Origin of the sequence: Streptomyces fulvorobeus, assembly GCF_013167895.1 — a bacterium.
Lineage (GTDB): Bacteria > Actinomycetota > Actinomycetes > Streptomycetales > Streptomycetaceae > Streptomyces > Streptomyces fulvorobeus.
Map to the genome: position 1 here is coordinate 4,468,563 of NZ_BLWC01000001.1, position 19,232 is coordinate 4,487,794.

A 19,232-nucleotide genomic window follows, 5' to 3' on the forward strand; every position below is an offset into this window, starting at 1 on the left:
CTTCGGCTCCCCAGGGCCCCTCACGGGTACTAATCTCCGCCCGAGAGCGTGTGAACAACCGTTATCCAAAGGGGTGCGAACGTGGCCAGGAAGCTCGCCGTCATCGGGGCCGGACTCATGGGGTCCGGAATCGCGCAGGTCTCCGCCCAGGCGGGCTGGGACGTCGTCCTGCGCGATGTCACCGACGCGGCACTGGCCCGCGGTCTGGACGGCATCAGGGGTTCGTACGACCGGTTCGTCGCCAAGGGCAGGCTGGCGGCGGCCGACGCCGAGGCCGCGCTCGCGCGCATCACGACCTCCACCGACCTCGACGCGGTCGCCGACGCGGACGTCGTCGTGGAGGCCGTCTTCGAGAAGCTGGAGGTCAAGCACGAGATCTTCCGCGCGCTCGACAGGATCGTGCGCGAGGACACCGTGCTCGCCTCCAACACCTCCGCCATCCCGATCACCAAGATCGCGGCGGTGACCGAGCGGCCCGAGCGGGTCGTCGGCGTGCACTTCTTCTCGCCGGTCCCCATGATGCAGCTGTGCGAACTGGTGCGCGGCTACAAGACGAGCGACGAAACCCTCGCCACCGCGCGGGAGTTCGCCGAGTCCGTTGGCAAGACCTGCATCGTCGTCAACCGGGACGTCGCCGGATTCGTCACCACGCGCCTCATCTCGGCGCTGGTCGTCGAGGCCGCCAAGCTGTACGAGTCGGGCGTCGCCTCGGCCGAGGACATCGACACCGCGTGCAAGCTCGGCTTCGGCCACGCCATGGGCCCTCTCGCCACGGCCGACCTGACCGGCGTCGACATCCTGCTGCACGCGGCCGGCAACATCTACACGGAGTCGCAGGACGAGAAGTTCGCGGCTCCGGAGCTGATGCGCCGGATGGTCGATGCAGGTGACATCGGACGCAAGAGCGGGCAGGGCTTCTACACGTACTGAGACCGGTCGGGTCCCGGGCCGCCCGGTTCGCCGCGGACCGGGCCCGGGGCCCCGGTGGGCCGGAGGAGTCCGGCGCGCCGGACCAGGCGGTGGGAGGCGGTCCGATGTCACTCCACGGAGTGAATTCGGTATCGGTTCGCTTACAGACGGCAACTTCCTCGTCGTCGCGGTAGTCAGTTGTGGCAGACACAGAACAGACAGACAGACCTTGCTACGGAGTAACTCCCGGGGAGCGCATATGCATATCAGGGGCGACCACGCCGAGCTGGTCGTCGGGGGCCGCCTCGACGTCCGAAGCGCGGCGGACGCCCGTACGGTCCTGCACTCGGCCGTCGACGACGGCGTCGGCGATCTCGTGCTGAACCTGACCGAGCTGGACTCCTGGGACGCCACCGGACTCGGCGTCATCATGGGCGCCCACCGACGAGCAGGCCGGGCCGGCCGGCGGCTCGTGCTCCGCAACGTGCCCCCGCAGATGCAGCGGCTGCTCGTCGCGACCAGGCTGCACCGCATCCTGGCCATCGAGGGCGGTATCGCCGCGGAGTCACTGCCGCGCGTCTGAGACCTCCTGCGCAGGACCCGGCGGCGACGCACGCACAATCCTCACGAGACCGTGATGTCCTGGACGGCGTGGTACCCCGCCGGTTCGTAGATACTGTGCGAACGTCTGAGGTTCGGCCGTCTGCCGCGATCGACGGACCCATGGGCGGACACCGGACCAGAAGCGACAGCGGGATGTGCGAGGCCGGAAGGGACGACCGCACGCGACGCATCTGGGGGCACTGATGGACCCGAACAACCGGGGAGCCGAAGAGTACGGCCGGGACCACGACGGCCTCGAAGAGGACGCCGTGCAGCGGCAGTCCCGTGAACCGCTGACCCCCGGCTTCGGGCTCCAGCCACCGCAGCGGGCCCGCACGGTACAACTCCTCGCCGGAGACCTCCTGCTCACCGTCAATCCGGTCGACGGCAGCGAGGTCGAGTCCCGCCCGCCGGGACGGCAGCCCGAGGCGCCCGTGCGGCACACCGCCACCGAGCGCGCCGACCGGGAACGCGCGGCGGCCCCGTCCGTCCCGCCGGGGCCGCCCGGCCCGCAACGCCCGCTCCTGGAGCGCCAGGAGCTCCGCGAACGGCTGGTACGCCTGCTGGCGCGCGGACGCTCGGTACGCGTGACCGGGCCCGCCGGATCGGGCCGCACGGCCCTGCTGAACGCCGTCGCCGCCGACTGCGCCGGCCTGGCGCCCGACGGGGTCGTACGCCTCAGTGGTCACAAGCGCACCACCACAGACCTCCAGTACGCCCTCTTCGACGCCGTCTACGACGCGCCCGCGCACCGGCCGGGACGCGAGACGCTCCTGGGGCTGCTCCGGGGCATCGGAGCCGTCGTCGTCCTCGACGACCTGGAGTTCGGCGGTGCCGGACTCGGCGAGCTGCTGGCCGCCACGCCCGAGTGCGCGTTCGTCCTGGCGACGACGCCCGATGCCGCCGCCCCGGGCCCCGACTCGCACCTGGAGGAGCTCCCGCTCACCGGCCTCGGCCGCAGTGCCTCGATCGACCTGCTGGAGCAGGTCGTCGAACGCCCGCTCACCGAGGACGAGCGGAACTGGGCGGGCGACCTCTGGTTCGAGTCCGAAGGGCTGCCCCTGCGGTTCGTCCAGGCGGGCGCGCTGCTGCGCCACCGGGACCGCCGGCGCGACCCCGAAGCCTTCGACGCGTACGGCTCGGCGTCCCTCGCGCGCGCCGATGGCCCGCCGCTGCCCAGCCTGGGGGAGGGCGCGGCCCCCGCGCTGCTGCTCGCCTCCCGGCTGAGCGGGGCCGCGCGCGACACCCTGCGCTTCGCCGTCGCACTCGGCGGCGAGGTGCCGCACCCGGCGCACCTGCCGGCGCTCGTGGGGGACACCCACGCCGACGCCGCCCTCGGCGAGCTGGCCGGGTGCGGACTGCTCTCTCCGGCCGGCCCCCGTTACCGGCTCGCGGCGGGTGTCCTGGCCCAGCTGGAGGCCGGTGGGTACGGCGAGGACGCCGTGGTACGCGCCAGGACCGCCGCGCAGCACTACGCCTGGTGGGCGGGGCACCCCTCGGTCTCGTCCGCGCGGGCGGTCGCCGAGGCCGACGCCGTACTCGCCGCGCTGGCGCGGCTGGTGCCGGGGAGCAGAGCCGGACAGGCGAGTGTCGCCGTGCTGCTGGCCCGGAGCGCCGCTCCGGCCTTCGCCGCCGGAAGGCACTGGGGAGCCTGGGAGAAGGCTCTCCGGTTGGGCCAGGAGGCCGCGCGGATCGCCGGTGAAGTGGCGCAGGAGGCGTACTTCCACCACGAGTTGGGCGTACTCGCGCTCTGCACCGGCCATCTCGACCGGGCCAGGGCGGAGCTGGAGGCGTCGATCGGCCTGCGCGGCGCGCTCGCCGACAAGTCCGGCGCGGTGGCCGGACGCAGGGCGCTCGCCCTCGTCGCGGACCGCTCCGGAGGGCCGGTGCCGGGCGGCGAGGAGGCGGCCCCGCCGCCCGGCGGCACCCCGGTGACGCTGCCGCTCCTGCCCCGTGCCGTGCCCGCCGGGCCGACGGCCGTCCTCCACTCCGACGCTCCGGCGGGCCGCGGCCCCGCGTTCCTCCGCGGCGCCCGGCGCAACTTCGTCGGGGCCGGTGCGGGGGTCCTGCTGGTCGGGGTGCTCGGCACCGTCGTCGCGCTCGGCGCGGCCTCGGGCAGCGAGGAGCCGGACAGCCGGAACGTGACGACCGAGCAGTCCGTGAGCGAGGACGACGGCGAGAACGGTCTGCCGGAGCGGGAGCCCACGCAGGGCGCGCCCGCGCAGAGCGGCGCGCCCGACGAGGGCACCGAGGCACCCGCCGCGTCCGGCCCGGCCACTCCGTCCGCCGGGACCACCTCATCCGCGAGCCCCTCGGACCGGGTCACGGCACCGTCCACGGACCCCACGCCGAGCCGGACACCGACCACGCCGAGCGGGACCGCCCCGTCGCCGACGCTGTCCGCCACGGCGACACCGAGCGAGTCACCGTCCCCGACGCCCACGGAGACCGGGACGCCGACGCCGACCGACAGTCCGACCCCGTCCCCCTCCGACTCGAAGACCCAGGAGCCGTCCGGCTCCGACTCGGCCGGCGGGCCGGCCGGGGACCGGACCGCCGCCGACGCCGGAGCCTGAGACAGGGCGTCGGAGCACCGGACGGGCCCGCACCGAGCCCGTCCGGCGACCGAGGGCACGCCCGGTGGTCAGAACAGCCGCAGTTTGTCGTCCTCGATGCCCCGCATCGCGTTGTAGTCCAGCACCACGCAGCCGATACCGCGGTCCGTCGCCAGCACCCGCGCCTGCGGCTTGATCTCCTGGGCCGCGAAGACGCCCTTGACCGGCGCCAGATGGGGGTCGCGGTTGAGCAGCTCCAGATAGCGGGTCAGCTGCTCCACACCGTCGATGTCGCCGCGGCGCTTCAGCTCCACGGCCACCGTCCCGCCGTCCGCGTCGCGGCACAGGATGTCCACCGGGCCGATGGCGGTGGGGTACTCGCGGCGGATCAGCGTGTGGCCCTCGCCGAGGATCTCGATCCGGTCGGCCAGCAGCTCCTGGAGGTGTGCTTCCACACCGTCCTTGATCAGGCCGGGGTCGACGCCCAGTTCGTACGAGGAGTCGTGGAGGATTTCCTCCATCGTGATGATCAGTTTCTCGCCCGCTTTGTTCACCACGGTCCAGATGCCCTCGTCGCCGTCGGCGCCCTCCTTCAGGGAGCACGGCGGGGACATCCAGTTGAGCGGTTTGTACGCCCGGTCGTCGGCGTGGATCGACACACTGCCGTCCGCCTTCACCAGGATCAGACGGGGGGCGGAGGGCAGGTGGGCGGTGAGCCGGCCCGCGTAGTCGACGGAGCAACGGGCGATGACGAGACGCATGGTCGGCAACGCTACTCGACGACGGGTGCTCCACGCGATTCACCCGGCTCCCCGCCCCACCCGCCCGACCAGCCCCTTCGGGCTTGCCCCTCTTTGAGAGCCTTCGTTATTGGCCGGTTGTGTTCCCAATCTCCTGGTGCGGCCCGGACCGCGCCCTTACCTTGTAACCGGGAGGTCGCCGTCTGTGTACGCTGCGTCGCCGTCCTCCTTCCCTGCCCGTAAGGCCCCGGCCCACAGCCGGGGTCGCGAGAGGAGAACCCATGTCGCTCGACGTCTCACCGGCGCTGTTGGAACAGGCCGAGCGAGGCGAGGTCGACGAAGCCGACTTCGTCGACTGCGTCCGGACCTCCCTGCCCTACGCATGGGAGATGATCAGCTCTCTGGTGGCACAGCTGAAGGTCGACGGCGGAGAGTTCGCCGACAACCAGACGCCGCCGCCGGACGAGCAGGCACGTGGTCAGCTGCTGCGCGCACTCGCCAGTGATGCGATACGCGGTGCACTCCAGCGGCACTTCGGAGTGCGTCTGGCATTCCAGAACTGCCACCGCCTCGCGGTGTTCCCGCTTGACGCCTCGGTCGACGAGCGTCTGGCCCGCTTCACCTCGGTGAGGGGCCAGTTGCTCAACCAGTCGCCCGGACTACGGGACTGCTGAGAGCTTCTGCTGCCGCTCCGGGCCGCGGAAGGTGCGACAGGCTCCGGGGCGGCAGCTCCCGTACCACCAGCACACCGGCACCACGGAAACCGTGAGCACCACAGGCACCATGAGCACCGTCACCACCCCCGGTACGCACGCGTCACCTCAGCAGCGGCAGCACCTCGGTGCCCAGCCGTCGCACGTTCTCCTCGGTCGCGTCGAGGTCGCCCGAACCTTCGACCAGGAGGGCGAACCGCGTGATGCCGGTCCGCTCCGCGGTCGCGGCGAGACGGTCGGCCGCGAGACGGGGCGGGCCCACCGGATGCATGGCGCACAGCAGTTCCGTGTAGGCCACGGGATCGCGCATCACCCGGTGCCTCCCGTCGACCGTCACATGGGCGTCCAGCCCCTGCCTGAGCCATCCCGGCATCGCCTTCACGAGCGTCTCCACGGCGTCGGCCGGCCGGTCCGCGATCTGGGCCACCCCTGCGGACACATGTGCGGCACTTTCCACGACCTCGGGCGAGTGGCCGGCCTCCCGGGCGGCCGTGCTCCACAGGGCGACCATCCCGGCCTTCTCCTCGTCCCCGCAGTGCATGCCCAGAAGCATCGGCAGGGCCTTGGCGGCGGCGAGCCGGACACTCTTCGGCGAGGTGCACGCCACGATCACCTCCGGCCCCGCGGGTCCTGCCGGATCGTGGGCCGGCAGCTCGTCGGCGCGCGGCACGACCGCCACCTCGCGGAAGCCGAACCGCTCCCCGGCGGCGCCCACCCGCGGCATGCGCAGCCAGTCGAGGAGCAGCTCCAGCGATTCGGGGAAGTCCCGCTCGTACGCCGCGAGACCCCCGCCGAACACCTCCAGGTCCACCCAGGGCCCGCCCCGCCCCACCCCGAGGGAGAAGCGGCCCCCGCTGGTGATGTGCAGCAGGGCGGCCTGCTCGCCGAGGGCGACGGGGTGTTGGTTGGGCAGCACGCTCACCGCCGTGCCGACCCGGATTCTGCGGGTGCGGCCGAGCAGCAGCGCGGCCAGGGTGACCGCGGAGGGGCAGACCCCGTACGGCACGAAGTGGTGTTCCGCCAGCCAGACCGAGTCGAGCCCGGACTCCTCCGCGACCTCGGCGGAGCGGATGGCACGGTGCAGTGCCTCACCCTGCCCCTGGCCCGGAAACTGAGCTGCAAGTACGAACGTTCCGACGCGCATCGCCTGTTGCCTCCTTACGGCCGACGCGGTTCTCCCCTACAGGCAACAACGTCCGACACGTGCCAAAGGCACGGTCCGCGGACAAGTTGTTCCGATTTTCCGCTAACCGGCGTCCGGCGCGCTCACGCTCTCCTGCCCTGCGGACCGGCTGCCGCACCCGATGGGCCTACGCTGGACGAGAAGCCGCCCGCTCTGCCCCTGAGGTGTCACGTGTCTCCGCGCCGCAACCGCCCCAGAGGCGGCGAGAGCCCCGCCACCGCCCCGTTCGCCGAGAGGCAGAGGTACGGCGGGGCGGCGCCACCGAGAGCTGGCGGGGCGAGGAGTGGTCGGTGCGCCCGGTGAGCGGCGCGAGCGCCGCGGGGAAACGGTACCGCTGCCCCGGCTGCGACCAGGAGATCCCCTCCGGGCTCCCGCACCTCGTCACCTGGCCCGAGTTCGGCGGCATCGAGGACCGCAGACACTGGCACAAGGCGTGCTGGAACGCGAGGGACCGCCGCACCACACGGGTACAGCGGTCCCGGAACGCTCCGCGCTACTGAGCCGGCGGCCGGACGCCGCCCGGCGTCAGACGTCGCGGCGGTCCAGCGTGAGGTAGGCGGCGGCCAGCGTGACCGCGGTCACGCCGAAGATGATCCACAGGGGCTCCCAGCCGGACGGACCCGAGCTGGTGACCGAGGCGTCGTAGAACGCGCCGAGCTGGTTGGGGATCGAGTACTCGAAGAGCGCCTGCTGGAGCTCGGCCAGCGTCTCCGAGAACATGAACATCGCCAGCACCAGCGGCAGCAGCACCACGGCGATCATGATGGTGATGGCGCCGGCCGAGTGCCGGATCAGGGCACCGAGCGCGAGGGAGAGCAGCCCGAGCGTCGCGACGTAGAGGCCGACCCCCACCGTGGAGCGCAGCCAGTCCTCGCCCGTGGGCGCCGCGCCGTCCAGCATGGACGTCTGGAGGACGCCGACGACCGCGGTCGTCACCGTGGTGATCACGAAGGACAGCAGGAAGAAGACGATCGCCTTCGCGGTCAGCACCCGGGCCCGGCTGGGGCAGGCCGTCAGCGTCGTACGGATCATCCCCGTGCCGTACTCCGACGCGATGGTCAGCACGCCCAGCGTCATCACGCAGATCGAGCCGAGGAGCACACCGAAGAAGCCGAGGCTGAGCACCGGCGTCTCCCCGAGATCGGCGTCCGACGTGCTCACCGCGAACGCGGACAGCAGCCCGATGCCGAGCAGCAGCACGATCATCACGCCGAGCGTCCAGATCGTGGAGCGTACGGAGCGGATCTTCGTCCACTCGGAGGCGATGGCGTCACCGAGGCTGGCGCGGCGTACCGGGATCGGCGAGTGGTACAGGCCCCCGGGAGCACCCTGCCAGGAGTGCGGCGCCGGGGCCTGCTGCGGGGGCTGGTACGGGGCCTGGGGCGCCGGCGTCGTCATCGGGGGTCCTCGCTGGTCTCACGCTTGGTCGGTTCTGCGGGGGCGGCCGCGGGCGCGGCGGCCTGAACGGGGGCCTGGACCGGGGCCGGCTCCTGGGCCGGGGCCGCGACGGGCGCCGGGGCCGCGACGGGGGCCGGGGCGGCCGGGGCGGACGCGTACGGGTTCTGTCCCGGCGGCGGCGGGGCGTACCAGCCCTGCTGCGGCATCTCGGGCTGGGGCTGCGCGTGACCGGGCTGTCCGTAGCCGGCCGGTGCCTGCTGCTGGAGCGCCGCCTTGGCGTCGACGGTCGAGCGGTAGTCCACCGCGCCCTGCGTCATCCGCATGTACGCCTCCTCGAGCGACGCCTGGTGCGGTGAGAGCTCCCACAGCCGGACGTCGGCTCCGTGCGCCAGATCGCTGATCCGGGAGAGCGGGAGGCCGGTGACCCGCAGGGCCCCGTCCGGCTCGGGCATGACCTGGCCGCCCGCCTCGGTGAGCGAGCCCACGAGCTTCTCGCGCTGCTCCGGGAACTCGGACGGCACCCGGACGCGGGCGAAGTCGGCGGAGTTGGCGGAGATGAAGTGCGTGACGCTCATGTCGGCGAGCAGCTGGCCGCGGCCGATCACGATGAGGTGGTCGGCGGTCAGCGCCATCTCGCTCATCAGGTGGCTGGAGACGAAGACCGTGCGGCCCTCCGATGCCAGCATCTTCATCAGGTTGCGCACCCAGAGGATGCCCTCGGGGTCGAGACCGTTGACCGGCTCGTCGAAGAGCAGCACCTGCGGGTCGCCGAGCATGGCCGCGGCGATGCCGAGGCGCTGGCCCATGCCGAGCGAGAAGCCCTTGGACCGCTTGCGGGCCACGTCCTGGAGGCCGACGACGCCGAGGACCTCGTCGACCCGGGCCGCCGGGATGCCGGACAGCTGGGCGAGCGAGAGAAGGTGGTTCCGGGCGCTGCGTCCGCCGTGCACGGCCTTGGCGTCGAGCAGCGCGCCGACCTGGCGGGGTGCGTTCGGCAGACTGCGGAAGGCGTGACCGCCGATCGTGACGTGGCCCGCGGTCGGGGTGTCCAGACCGAGCATCATGCGCATGGTGGTGGACTTGCCGGACCCGTTGGGACCGAGGAACCCGGTGACGGCCCCCGGCCGCACCTGGAAGGAAAGGTTGTGCACGGCCGTCTTCGCGCCGTAGCGCTTGGTCAGGCCGACTGCCTCGATCATTCTCCAGCCCCATCGACTTATCTGTCGTCGGGGCCCAGGCCACCTGGCCGCACGCCCCCGTAAGAGTTAGGAGGATAACCACGCCTTGACGGTTCCGGCCAAGTTGTCACGCGTCCCGCTTCTTCAGCACGAGGTAACCGCCGGCCACCGCGGCCACCACCCAGGCCAGCAGGATGCCCAGCCCTCCCCAGGGACCGTACGGAGCCGGCTCGCTGTTCATCGCTTCGGGAACCACCTGCATGATCTTCGATCCGGCCTGGTCGGGGAAGTAGCGGGCCACGTTCTTGGCGCCCGGGACGGCCGACAGGATCTGCGAGACGAGGAAGAAGAACGGCATCAGGATGCCGAGCGAGAGCATCGAGCTGCGCAGTATCGCGGCCACGCCCATGGAGAAGACCGCGATGAGGCCCATGTAGACGCCGCCACCGAAGACCGCGCGCAGCACGTTGTCCGCGCCGAGGTCCGTACGGTGGTCACCGAGCAGGGCCTGGCCCAGGAAGAACGAGGCGAAGCTGGTCGCGAGGCCGACCGCCAGGGCCAGGACGCCCGCCACCGCGATCTTGCTGAAGAGGAACGTGGCGCGCCGGGGCACGGCCGCCAGTGACGTACGGATCATGCCGGAGCTGTACTCCGTACCGACCACCAGGACGCCGAAGACCACCATCGCGAGCTGACCGAGGATCATGCCGGAGAAGCTGACCAGGGTCGGGTCGAAGGTGGCGCGCTCGGCGTCGGGGAGATCGTCGAACTGGGAGTTCGTCAGCGCGCAGAGTGCCGCGCTCAGCGCGACGGTGACCGCGAACGCGCAGATGAGCGTCCAGGTGGTCGAGGAGACCGTACGGATCTTGGTCCACTCCGAGGTCAGGACCGCGGGTACCGATGCCATCGTGGTCATGCTCCCTTGCCGTGATCGCTGACGCCGCCGGGGGACCGGTCCCACTCGCCGCCCCACCGCGGGCCCGCGGGCGGCGGCGGGGCGCCGTCGTGCTCCGAGTGCGCGTGGTACTCCACCGAACCCGCGGTCATCTGCATGAACGCCTCCTCCAGGGAGGCCCGTTGGGAGCTCAGCTCGTGCAGCACGATCCCGTGCCGGGCGGCGAGCTCACCGAGCGCCTCGGTGGTCGCCCCGTCGATCTCCAGCGCGCCCTCGCCCGCCTCGACCGCGGTGAGGCCCTCCTCGCGCAGCACATCGCGCAACCGCTCCTGCTGCGGAGAACGCAGCCGCACATAGCTGCGGGAGTTGTCGTGGATGAAATCCGCCATCGACGTGTCGGCCAGCAGGCGCCCCTGTCCGATGACGATCAAGTGATCGGCGGTGAGCGCCATCTCACTCATCAGATGGGAGGAGACGAAGATCGTCCGTCCCTCTCCCGCGAGGGCCTTCATCAGATTCCTGATCCAGTGAATTCCCTCCGGGTCCAGACCATTGACCGGTTCGTCGAACATCAGGATCTCCGGATCACCGAGAAGCGCCGAAGCGATTCCCAGACGCTGGCCCATGCCGAGCGAGAAACCCTTCGACTTCTTCCTCGCCACCGCGCCGAGTCCGACCATGTCGAGGACCTCGGCGACCCGGCTCGTCGGGATGCGGTTGCTCTGGGCGAGACACAGCAGGTTGTTGTACGCGCTCCGGCCCCCGTGCATCGACTTGGCGTCGAGCAGCGCCCCGATGTACTTCAGAGGTTCGTCCAGCTCGTGGTAGTGCCTGCCGTCGATGCGGACCGTACCGCTGGTCGGGTTGTCGAGATCGAGCATCATGCGCATCGTGGTCGACTTGCCCGCCCCGTTGGGGCCGAGGAAACCCGTCACCATTCCAGGTCTGACCTGGAACGTCAGATGGTCGACGGCGACCTTGTCGCCGAATCGCTTGGTGAGACCCTCAAGCTCGATCATGCGCACACGCTAGAACGGCCGCGCGCCCGGCGCCACCACAAGGGCGGAACCGGGCGCGACGGATTATGCCAGGGGGTACAGCTGCGGTACTCCGGTGTCAGCGGGTCTGCTGAGCCGGAACCCCGCGGGTGGCGGGCTCGTCGTCCACCGGGGAGCTCGCGGCGGCCACCGCGGCACCCGTCAGCGTCGCCAGCATCTCGCGGACGTTGGTCAGCTGCGCGTTGATCGAGTCGCGGCGGTTCGTGAGCGCCGCCAGCTCGCGCTCCGACTCGCTGCGGATGCGGTCGGCCTTGGCGTTCGCGTCGGCCACGATGTCCTCGGCCTGGCGCTGCGCCGTCTCCACCGTCTGACGCGCCCTGCGCTCGGCGTCCGTGCGGAGCTTCTCGGCCTCCAGGCGGAGCTGCTCGGCGCGGTGCTCGATCTCGGCGAGACGCTTCTCGGCCTTCGCCTGACGGGACGCGAGGTCGCGCTCCGACTGCTCGCGGCGCTTCGCCAGGTTCGTCTCGAAGTCCGCGGCGGCCTGAGCGGCCTTGGCGCGGGTCTCCTCGAAGAGGGCGTCGGCCTCCTCGCGCTTCTGCTGAGCGTCCTTCTGCGCCTCGGTGCGCAGCGTGGTCGCCTCGCCCTTGGCCTTCTCGACGATGCGGACGCCCTCGTCCTCGGCCTTCGCCTTGCGCTCGGCGGAGAACGACTCCGCGTCGTTGCGCACCTGCTGGGCGGCCGACTCCGCCAGCTCGCGGTGCTGCTCGGCGGCGCGACGGGCCTCCTCGCGCAGGTCCTTCGCCTCCTCCTCGGCGAGGCGGAGGATCTTCTCCACGCGGGCGCCCAGACCGGCGTACGACGGTTCCGCGTCGTTGACCTGGGCCTGGGCGTTCTGCGTTTCGAGGTGGAGCTCCTCGATGCGCTTTTCCAGAGAGGTGATTCGGGCCAGAGCACTGTCACGGTCGGCGACGAGCTTGGAAATGCGGTCGTCCACCTGACCGCGGTCGTAACCACGTCGCACGAGCTCGAAGCCGAAGGGGGAGGAAGGGTCGCTCATGGGTTTCCTGTCGAATGAGACCGGTGAGGTGATAGGGGGAATCCTAGGGGCCTGGGCGGCGTGTCAACGTGCAGATGCCGCTTTGATCTGGAGAATGACACCCCTTTTGAGTGGCTGGCCCTCGGAGCGCTTGCTACTCAAAGGATTGCATGTTCATGTCGAAGCACGTGAAACGGCTGACGGGCTAGCCGTCGGACGACTTGCCACCGGAACGGCCGGCCGCCGCCGCTGTGGCCTTGACGCCACCGGACGTACTCCCGTTGGCCGCCTTCCCGCCTCCTGTGGGCGCCTCGAAAGATTCCAACGCCTCCAGTACGTCCTGGACACGGGAGATCTCCGCATTGATGTCCTCGCGTCTGCGCACCAGCAGGTCGAGTTCGCGCCGGCCCTCGTCCACCGTCCGCTCCGCCTCCGCCTGGGCGTCGGCGCGCAGCTTCTCGGCCTCGCGGACCAGGGTGGCCTTCTTCAGCTCGGCCTCCTTGAGCAGTGACTCGGCACGCTTCACCGCGGCGATCCGGACCTTGCTCGCCTCCGAGTTGGCGTCCGCCAGCAGCTCCTTGGCCTTCGCCGCGGCCTCCTCGCGCTGCTCCGCCGCCGCCTTCATCAGCTTGTCCACGCGCTCACCGGCGGTCTTCATCTGCTCGGAGGTCTCGCGGCGGGCCCGCTCGTGCAGTTCCTCGATCTCGCTCTCCAGACGCCGGCGCAGCTCCTCGGCCCGTTCCCTGGTGGCGGTGGCATCGCGGCGGGCGCCGACCAGCAGCTCGTCGGCGTCCGTGCGGGCCCGCTCCACCAGGGTGTTGCCCTCGACCGTCGCCTCCGAGGTGATCCGCGCGGCCTCCTTGCGGGCCATGCCGACCATCGTGTCCGCCTGCTCCTCGGCCTCGGTGGCGGCGCGCAGCGCCTCCTCCTGGGCCTTGTTGATGAGCTGGTCGGCCTGCTCGGCGGCGTCGGCGCGGCGCTTCGACGCCGCTTCGCGCGCCTCGTCGAGCAGGCGGTCCGCCTCCTCGCGTGCCTCCGCGCGCATCAGCTCCGCCGCCGACTCCGCCTCGGCGCGCACCCGTTCGGACTCGGCGCGGGTCCGTGCCGCGTGTTCCTGCGCCGAACCGACGGTCTCCGCCGCCTCCGCGCGCAGGCGTTCCGCCTCGCCGGTGGCCTCGCCGATGAGCTGGCCGTGCTGCTCGGCCGCCTCCGCGCGCAGCCGCTCGGCCTCTTCGGTGGCCTCCCGGATGAGGAGCTCCGACCGGGCCGCGGTCTCGGTACGCAGCAGCTCGCTCTCGCTCGACGCCTCACCGATGAGCCGGTCGGCCTGGGCCGCCGCCTCGCCGCGGATGCGGTTGGCGTCGTCGCGGGCCTCGGCACGGGAGCGCGAGGCGTCCTGCTCGGCCGAGGCCAGCGCGTCGGAAGCTTCGGTACGGACCCGCTGGCTGTACTCGGAGGAGTCCGCGCGCATCCGCTCGGACTCGGTGATCGCGTCGGCAACCGTCCGCTCGGCCAGCGCCTTCGCCGCCTCGGTCTCCTCGTTGGCGACCCGGCGGACGCGGTTGGCGTCCTCGGTGGCCCGCTCCCGCTCGGCGTAGGCGTCGGCGCGGACGCGGTCCGCCTCCTGCTGCGCCTCGGTCCTGGTCCGCTCGGCGACGTGCTCGGCGGTGGAGCGCAGCCCGGCGATCTCCTGCTCGGCCTGTTCCTGGAGACCGGCGACGGACTCCCGCACCTGCTGTGCGGTCTGCTCGGCGGCGGAGACCATCCCGCTCGCCCGGCGGTCCGCCTCCTCGACCAGGCGCTGGGCCTCGGTCTGGGCCTCCTCGACCCGCTTGCGGGCGGAGGCGAGCAGCTCCTCGCTCTGCTCGCGGGCGCGCTCGCGCTCCTGGTCGGCCTCGGCGCGCGCGCCGCCGAGCGTCTCCTCGGCCTCGCGGCGGCGCCGGCCGGCCTCCTCCTGGGCGGCGGCGAGGGCCTCGGCGGCCTCCGTACCGACCCGCTCGGCGGCTGCCGCCGCCTCGGAGCGCACCCGGTCGGCGCTCTCCTGCGCCTCCGACTTGAGCCGCTCGGCCTCGGTGGCCGCCTCCGTGCGCAGCCGTACGGCGACGGACTCGCCCTCCGCGCGGGACCGAGCCGCGTCGGCGGCGGCTTCGGTGCGCAGCCGCTCGGCCTCGGTCTCGGCCTGCTCGCGGAGCGTACGGAGCCGCTCGGCAGCCTCCGTACGGAGCCGTTCGGCCTCCTCCTTCGCTTCGAGGCGCACGCGCTCCGCCTCGGTACGGGCCTCGCCGAGCGCCTCCTCGGCCGCGGCGACGCGCTTCTCGGCCTCGGCGCGCAGCCGGGCGAGCTCGTCGGCCGCCTCGGTCCGCCGGGCGGTGACCGCCCGCTCGGTCTCCTCGCGGAGCTCGGCCGCCGCACGCTCGGCCGCGGTGGTGGTCGACTCGGCCTGCTCCTCGGCCTCGGTCCGCAGCCGCTCGGCCTCGGCCAGGGCGCGTGCCAGGGTCTCCTCCGCCTGCTTGCGCAGGGCTGCGGCACGCTCGGCCGCCTCGGACCTGACCCGGTCGCCCTCGGCGCCCGCGGACGTACGCAGTTCGTCGGCGTCCGCCTTGGCCTTGGTCAGCAGCTCCTCGGCGGTCCGCGCGCCCTCCTCGATCTGCTGGACGGCCTCACGGCGGGCCTCGCCTCGGATGCGCTCGCCCTCGGCGACCGCCTCGGAGCGCAGCTGCTCGGCCTCGCCGCGCAGCCGGCGTGCCTCCTCCTGGAGTTCGACCGTCCTGGCCCGGTACTCCTCGGTGTCGTCCTTGGCCGCGCCCTTGAGCTCGTCCGCCTGCTCGGCGGCCTCGCCGCGCAGCCGGTCGGCCTCGGCCTCGGCCTCCCGGCGGATGCGCTCGGCCTCCTCGCTCGCCGCCCTGGTGGTGGACCTCGCGTCCTCGGACGCCTTGGTCAGCACCTCCTCGGCCGTCCTGGCCGCCTTGGCGAGCTGGGCCGCGGTGTCCTCGGCAGCCGCGGCGCGGGCCTTCTCGGACGCCTCGGACTTGAGCCGGTCGGCCTCCGCGCGGGCGTCGGCGAGCGCCTGCTCGGCCTCCGCCTTGAGGGCTTCGGCGTCCTTCGTGGCCTCGCCGACCAGCCGGGCGATCTCCGACCTGGCCGTACGGGTGCGCTGCTCGTTCTGCGACTCGGCGCCGGCCAGCCGCTTCGCCGCGGCCTCCTTCGCCTCGGTGACGACCTTGTCGGCCTCCAGGCGCGCCTCGCGCAGCCGCGTCTCGGCCTCCTGCATACGCTGCTCGGCGACCCGGTTCAGTTCGGCGGTCTGCTGCCGGGTCTGCTGGGTCTCCGCCGTCGTCGAGGTGCGCAGCTGCTCGGCGTGGGAGGTGGCCTCCTGGGCCTGGTCCGAGGCGGCGCTGATCAGCCGTTCGGCGTCCCTGCGGGCCCGCAGCAGGATCGCTTCGGCTTCGGCGCGGGCCGACTCGGCCTCGGAGCCCAGCCGTTGACGGGTCTCGTCCGCGAGCCGGATGGCCTCGGCGCGGGCCGCCGCGAGGGACTGCTCGGCCTCGGCGCGGGACTCCTCCAGGAGCCGGCGGGCCTGCGCCTCGGTGCGGGCGCGCAACTGCTCGGCCCAGGCGACGTTCTCGTTGACGTGGGACTCGACGGTCTGGCGGCGCTCGGCCAGCTCCTGGTCGAGCCGCTGGCGGCGCTGTACGGCCTCGGCGTGCAACTCCGCCTGGAGACGGGCCTGGTGCTCCGCGTGCTCCTGGAGGATGCGCTGGGTCTGGGCCCGGGCGTCACGCAGCTCGCGCTCGGCGTCGGTGCGCAGCTGTTCGGCCTGGACCTGGGCATTGCGGAGCAGCTGTTCGGCCTGGTAGCCGAGGTCCGCGCTGTCGTAGGCGGGACGCGTCGCGAGATTGCGCCGGGCCTCGTGCAGCTTGGCGCGCAAGACCTCGACCTGGTAGCCGAGGTCCTCGGCGTGCTGGACGGCCTTCTCCCGGTCGGTCCTCAGCCGGTCCATCTCGGCTTCGAACCGCGAGAGATGGTCGACTTCAGCTCGGTGGCTCTCCTGGCGTTCGTAGCCCCGCACTGCGCGGTCCCATCCGTCCCCTGGTCGCAATTCTCCAAACGAGCACCGCTCGCCTGGCGAGCGGTCCCCCGGGGGAATGGTGACAGATCAACGGCAGGGACGCGGCGCGGCCCCGGCCCGGCCCCGGCCCGGAACCGCCCACTCTACCGGGCCGGGTATGCGGTGGTCAGTGCTCCGTCCGGGAGGTGACCAGTTCCGTGAGGACACCGTGGCAGTCCTTGGGGTGCAGGAACGTGATCCGGGACCCCATGGACCCGGTCCTGGGCTCGTCGTACAGCACCCGAACGCCCTTCTCGCGGATGCCGGCGGCGTCCCCGTCCACGTCCGCCGTACCGAACGCGATGTGGTGGACGCCCTCGCCGTGCCTGGCCAGCCACTTGCCCACCGCCGAGTCCTGACGGGTCGGTTCGAGCAGCTGGAGGTAGGAGGCACCGCCGTCGGACGTATCGTTGATTTTGAGCATGGCCTCCCGCACGCCCTGCTCCTCGTTGACCTCGGAGTGGAACACCTCGAAGCCGTAGGTCGAGCGGTAGAACTCGACGGTTAGGTCGAGGTCGAAACAGGCGATCCCGATGTGGTCGATTCGCGTCAGCATGGAACCAGTGCACCGCCGTGGCGTTGGTTACGCAACGTGCGCGCGATCACACCCGCTGCCGGATGACGGGCGGGGTACCGCTCAGTACATTCGGGTAAACCCTCGTTCACCTCTCACCCCTAGGGGCCGTGCCCATGCCAGGAACGACCGGTACCACCACCTCTGTGATCGTCGCGGGCGCCCGGACGCCCATGGGCCGCCTCCTCGGCTCCCTCAAGTCCTTCTCGGGGCCGACCTCGGGGGTGTCGCCATCAAGGCGGCGCTGGACCGGGCCGGCATCGGCGGCGACCAGGTCGAGTACGTGATCATGGGCCAGGTCCTCCAGGCGGGGGCCGGGCAGATTCCCGCGCGCCAGGCCGCGGTCAAGGCCGGCATCCCGATGAACGTGCCCGCGCTCACCGTCAACAAGGTGTGCCTGTCGGGGCTCGACGCGATCGCGCTCGCCGACCAGCTGATCCGCGCCGGTGAGTTCGACATCGTGGTGGCCGGTGGCCAGGAGTCGATGACGAACGCGCCGCACCTCCTGCCGAAGTCCCGCGAGGGCTACAAGTACGGTGCGATCGAGATGCTCGACGCGATGGCCCACGACGGTCTCACCGACGCCTTCGAGAACATCGCGATGGGTGAGTCCACCGAGAAGCACAACACCCGCCTCGGCCTCGCGCGTGCGGCGCAGGACGAGATCGCCGCGCTCTCCCACCAGCGCGCCGCGGCCGCCCAGAAGAACGGTGTCTTCGAGGCCGAGATCACCCCGGTCGAGATCCCGCAGCGCAAGGGCGACCCGATTCTCTTCGCCAAGGACGAGGGCATCCGGCCCGAGACCACCGTCGAGTCGCTCGGCAGGCTGCGCCCCGCCTTCGCCAAGGACGGCACGATCACGGCGGGCACCTCCTCGCAGATCTCCGACGGCGCCGCCGCGGTCGTCGTCATGAGCAGGGCCAAGGCCGAGGAGCTCGGCCTGGACTGGATCGCCGAGATCGGCGCCCACGGCAACGTGGCGGGCCCGGACAACTCGCTCCAGTCGCAGCCCTCCAGCGCCATCCGGCACGCCCTGAAGAAGGACGGCCTGGAGGTCGGGGACCTCGACCTGATCGAGATCAACGAGGCGTTCGCGGCCGTGGCCGTCCAGTCGATGAAGGATCTCGGCGTCACCTCGGACAAGGTCAACGTCAACGGCGGCGCCATCGCGCTCGGCCACCCCATCGGGATGTCCGGCGCCCGCGTCGTCCTGCACCTCGCCCTGGAGCTGAAGCGCCGCGGCGGCGGCACGGGTGCGGCGGCGCTGTGCGGCGGCGGCGGCCAGGGTGACGCGCTGATCATCCGCGTCCCCAGGTAGCGGTACCCGAACAGCCGAGAGCCCTACGAGTGAACGGAGCGGTGATGGTGGACGTCCCCACCCTGGTCGAGCAGGCGCGGGAGGGCAGGCCGCGGGCCGTGGCCCGGCTGATCTCCCTGGTGGAGGGGGCTTCGCCGCACCTGCGCGAGGTGATGGCGGCCCTGGCACCGCTGGCCGGGAACGCGTACGTCGTCGGGCTCACCGGATCACCCGGTGTCGGCAAGTCGACATCGACGTCGGCGCTGGTCTCCGCGTACCGGCGGGCCGGGAAGCGGGTCGGCGTCCTCGCCGTCGACCCGTCGTCGCCGTTCTCCGGGGGCGCGCTCCTCGGTGACCGCATCCGGATGTCGGAACACGTCTGCGACCCCGGCGTCTACATCCGCTCCATGGCCACCCGCGGCCATCTCGGCGGTCTCGCCTGGTCGGCCCCGCAGGCGATCCGGGTGCTGGACGCGGCGGGGTGCGAGGTGATCCTCGTCGAGACGGTCGGCGTCGGGCAGTCGGAGGTGGAGATCGCCTCGCAGGCCGACACCTCCGTGGTCCTGCTGGCGCCCGGCATGGGCGACGGCATCCAGGCGGCGAAGGCGGGAATCCTGGAGATCGGGGATGTCTACGTCGTCAACAAGGCCGACCGGGACGGCGCCGACGCCACCGTCCGCGAGCTGAACCACATGCTGGGCCTCGGGGAGAGCCGGGGGCCCGGCGCCTGGCGTCCGCCGATCGTGAAGACGGTCGCCGCCCGGGGCGAGGGCGTAGACGAGGTCGTCGAGGCCCTGGAGAAGCACCGGGCGTGGATGGCGGAGAACGGGGTGCTGACCGCGCGGCGCACCGCGCGGGCGGCCCACGAGGTCGAGACGATCGCGGTCACGGCGCTGCGCGAGCGGATCGCCGACCTGCACGGCGACCGCCGGCTCGACGCACTCGCCGAGCGCATCGTGGCGGGCCGGCTCGACCCGTACGCGGCGGCCGACGAGCTGGTGGCGGGGATCACCGGCAGCGGGTGACCCGCACAGCGGTTCCGGGG

General features: G+C 72.1%; 14 protein-coding genes and 2 pseudogenes. 7 read left to right on the forward strand and 9 right to left on the reverse strand.

Annotated elements, in window-relative coordinates; all coding sequences use genetic code 11:
* The first annotated feature begins 81 nt into the window (after positions 1-81).
* The 3 genes from Sfulv_RS20265 to Sfulv_RS20275 all read left to right on the forward strand — a co-directional run bounded on the left by Sfulv_RS20265 (position 82) and on the right by Sfulv_RS20275 (position 4,088).
* Positions 82-930 (forward strand): 3-hydroxyacyl-CoA dehydrogenase family protein, encoded by an 849-nt coding sequence (locus tag Sfulv_RS20265; protein WP_173316005.1) that lies wholly within the window; start codon positions 82-84, stop codon positions 928-930.
* Between the two features lie 238 nt (positions 931-1,168).
* On the forward strand, positions 1,169-1,492 hold the full coding sequence (locus tag Sfulv_RS20270) for an STAS domain-containing protein (RefSeq protein ID WP_173316006.1): 324 nt from the start codon (positions 1,169-1,171) through the stop codon (positions 1,490-1,492).
* 223 nt (positions 1,493-1,715) lie between these two features.
* Entirely contained in the window at positions 1,716-4,088 is a 2,373-nt protein-coding gene (locus Sfulv_RS20275) for an ATP-binding protein (RefSeq protein ID WP_173316007.1), read from the forward strand.
* 68 nt (positions 4,089-4,156) lie between these two features.
* On the opposite strand, the gene nucS is transcribed toward Sfulv_RS20275, so the two are convergent.
* A complete protein-coding gene (nucS, locus tag Sfulv_RS20280) occupies positions 4,157-4,828 on the reverse strand; it encodes an endonuclease NucS (protein ID WP_173316008.1) in 672 nt (223 codons plus the stop codon).
* Positions 4,829-5,088: 260 nt separating this feature from the next.
* On the opposite strand from nucS, the gene Sfulv_RS20285 reads away from it, so the two are divergent.
* The gene (locus Sfulv_RS20285) at positions 5,089-5,481 is read left to right on the forward strand and encodes an SCO5389 family protein (RefSeq protein ID WP_173316009.1); all 393 of its coding nucleotides are present in this window, start codon (positions 5,089-5,091) and stop codon (positions 5,479-5,481) included.
* 142 nt (positions 5,482-5,623) lie between these two features.
* On the opposite strand, the gene Sfulv_RS20290 is transcribed toward Sfulv_RS20285, so the two are convergent.
* Positions 5,624-6,664, reverse strand: a complete 1,041-nt coding sequence (locus Sfulv_RS20290; protein ID WP_173316010.1) for an LLM class flavin-dependent oxidoreductase — start codon at positions 6,662-6,664, stop codon at positions 5,624-5,626.
* 210 nt (positions 6,665-6,874) lie between these two features.
* Between Sfulv_RS20290 and Sfulv_RS20295 the strand changes: the two are divergent.
* Positions 6,875-7,203 (forward strand): annotated as a pseudogene (locus tag Sfulv_RS20295) (Rv1322 family protein).
* Positions 7,204-7,228: 25 nt separating this feature from the next.
* Here Sfulv_RS20295 and Sfulv_RS20300 read toward each other — a convergent pair.
* The 7 genes from Sfulv_RS20300 to mce all read right to left on the reverse strand — a co-directional run bounded on the left by Sfulv_RS20300 (position 7,229) and on the right by mce (position 16,872).
* Positions 7,229-8,101: an ABC transporter permease gene (locus Sfulv_RS20300; RefSeq protein ID WP_173316011.1), complete on the reverse strand. Its 873-nt coding sequence runs from the start codon at positions 8,099-8,101 to the stop codon at positions 7,229-7,231.
* On the reverse strand, positions 8,098-9,300 hold the full coding sequence (locus tag Sfulv_RS20305) for an ABC transporter ATP-binding protein (RefSeq protein WP_173316012.1): 1,203 nt from the start codon (positions 9,298-9,300) through the stop codon (positions 8,098-8,100). The genes Sfulv_RS20300 and Sfulv_RS20305 overlap by 4 nt, the downstream gene beginning before the upstream one ends.
* Positions 9,301-9,406: 106 nt before the next feature.
* Positions 9,407-10,186: an ABC transporter permease gene (locus tag Sfulv_RS20310; RefSeq protein WP_173316013.1), complete on the reverse strand. Its 780-nt coding sequence runs from the start codon at positions 10,184-10,186 to the stop codon at positions 9,407-9,409.
* Positions 10,187-10,191: 5 nt separating this feature from the next.
* The gene (locus tag Sfulv_RS20315) at positions 10,192-11,193 is read right to left on the reverse strand and encodes an ABC transporter ATP-binding protein (protein WP_173316014.1); all 1,002 of its coding nucleotides are present in this window, start codon (positions 11,191-11,193) and stop codon (positions 10,192-10,194) included.
* Between the two features lie 97 nt (positions 11,194-11,290).
* Positions 11,291-12,229, reverse strand: a complete 939-nt coding sequence (locus tag Sfulv_RS20320; RefSeq protein ID WP_173316015.1) for a coiled-coil domain-containing protein — start codon at positions 12,227-12,229, stop codon at positions 11,291-11,293.
* Between the two features lie 184 nt (positions 12,230-12,413).
* Positions 12,414-16,277, reverse strand: a complete 3,864-nt coding sequence (gene scy, locus Sfulv_RS20325; protein ID WP_173316016.1) for a polarized growth protein Scy — start codon at positions 16,275-16,277, stop codon at positions 12,414-12,416.
* Between the two features lie 166 nt (positions 16,278-16,443).
* On the reverse strand, positions 16,444-16,872 hold the full coding sequence (mce, locus tag Sfulv_RS20330; RefSeq protein WP_173316017.1) for a methylmalonyl-CoA epimerase: 429 nt from the start codon (positions 16,870-16,872) through the stop codon (positions 16,444-16,446).
* 134 nt (positions 16,873-17,006) lie between these two features.
* Between mce and Sfulv_RS20335 the strand changes: the two are divergent.
* Positions 17,007-18,208 (forward strand): annotated as a pseudogene (locus tag Sfulv_RS20335) (acetyl-CoA C-acetyltransferase).
* Between the two features lie 44 nt (positions 18,209-18,252).
* Entirely contained in the window at positions 18,253-19,212 is a 960-nt protein-coding gene (gene meaB, locus Sfulv_RS20340) for a methylmalonyl Co-A mutase-associated GTPase MeaB (protein WP_173316018.1), read from the forward strand.
* The last annotated feature ends 20 nt before the right edge of the window (positions 19,213-19,232 follow it).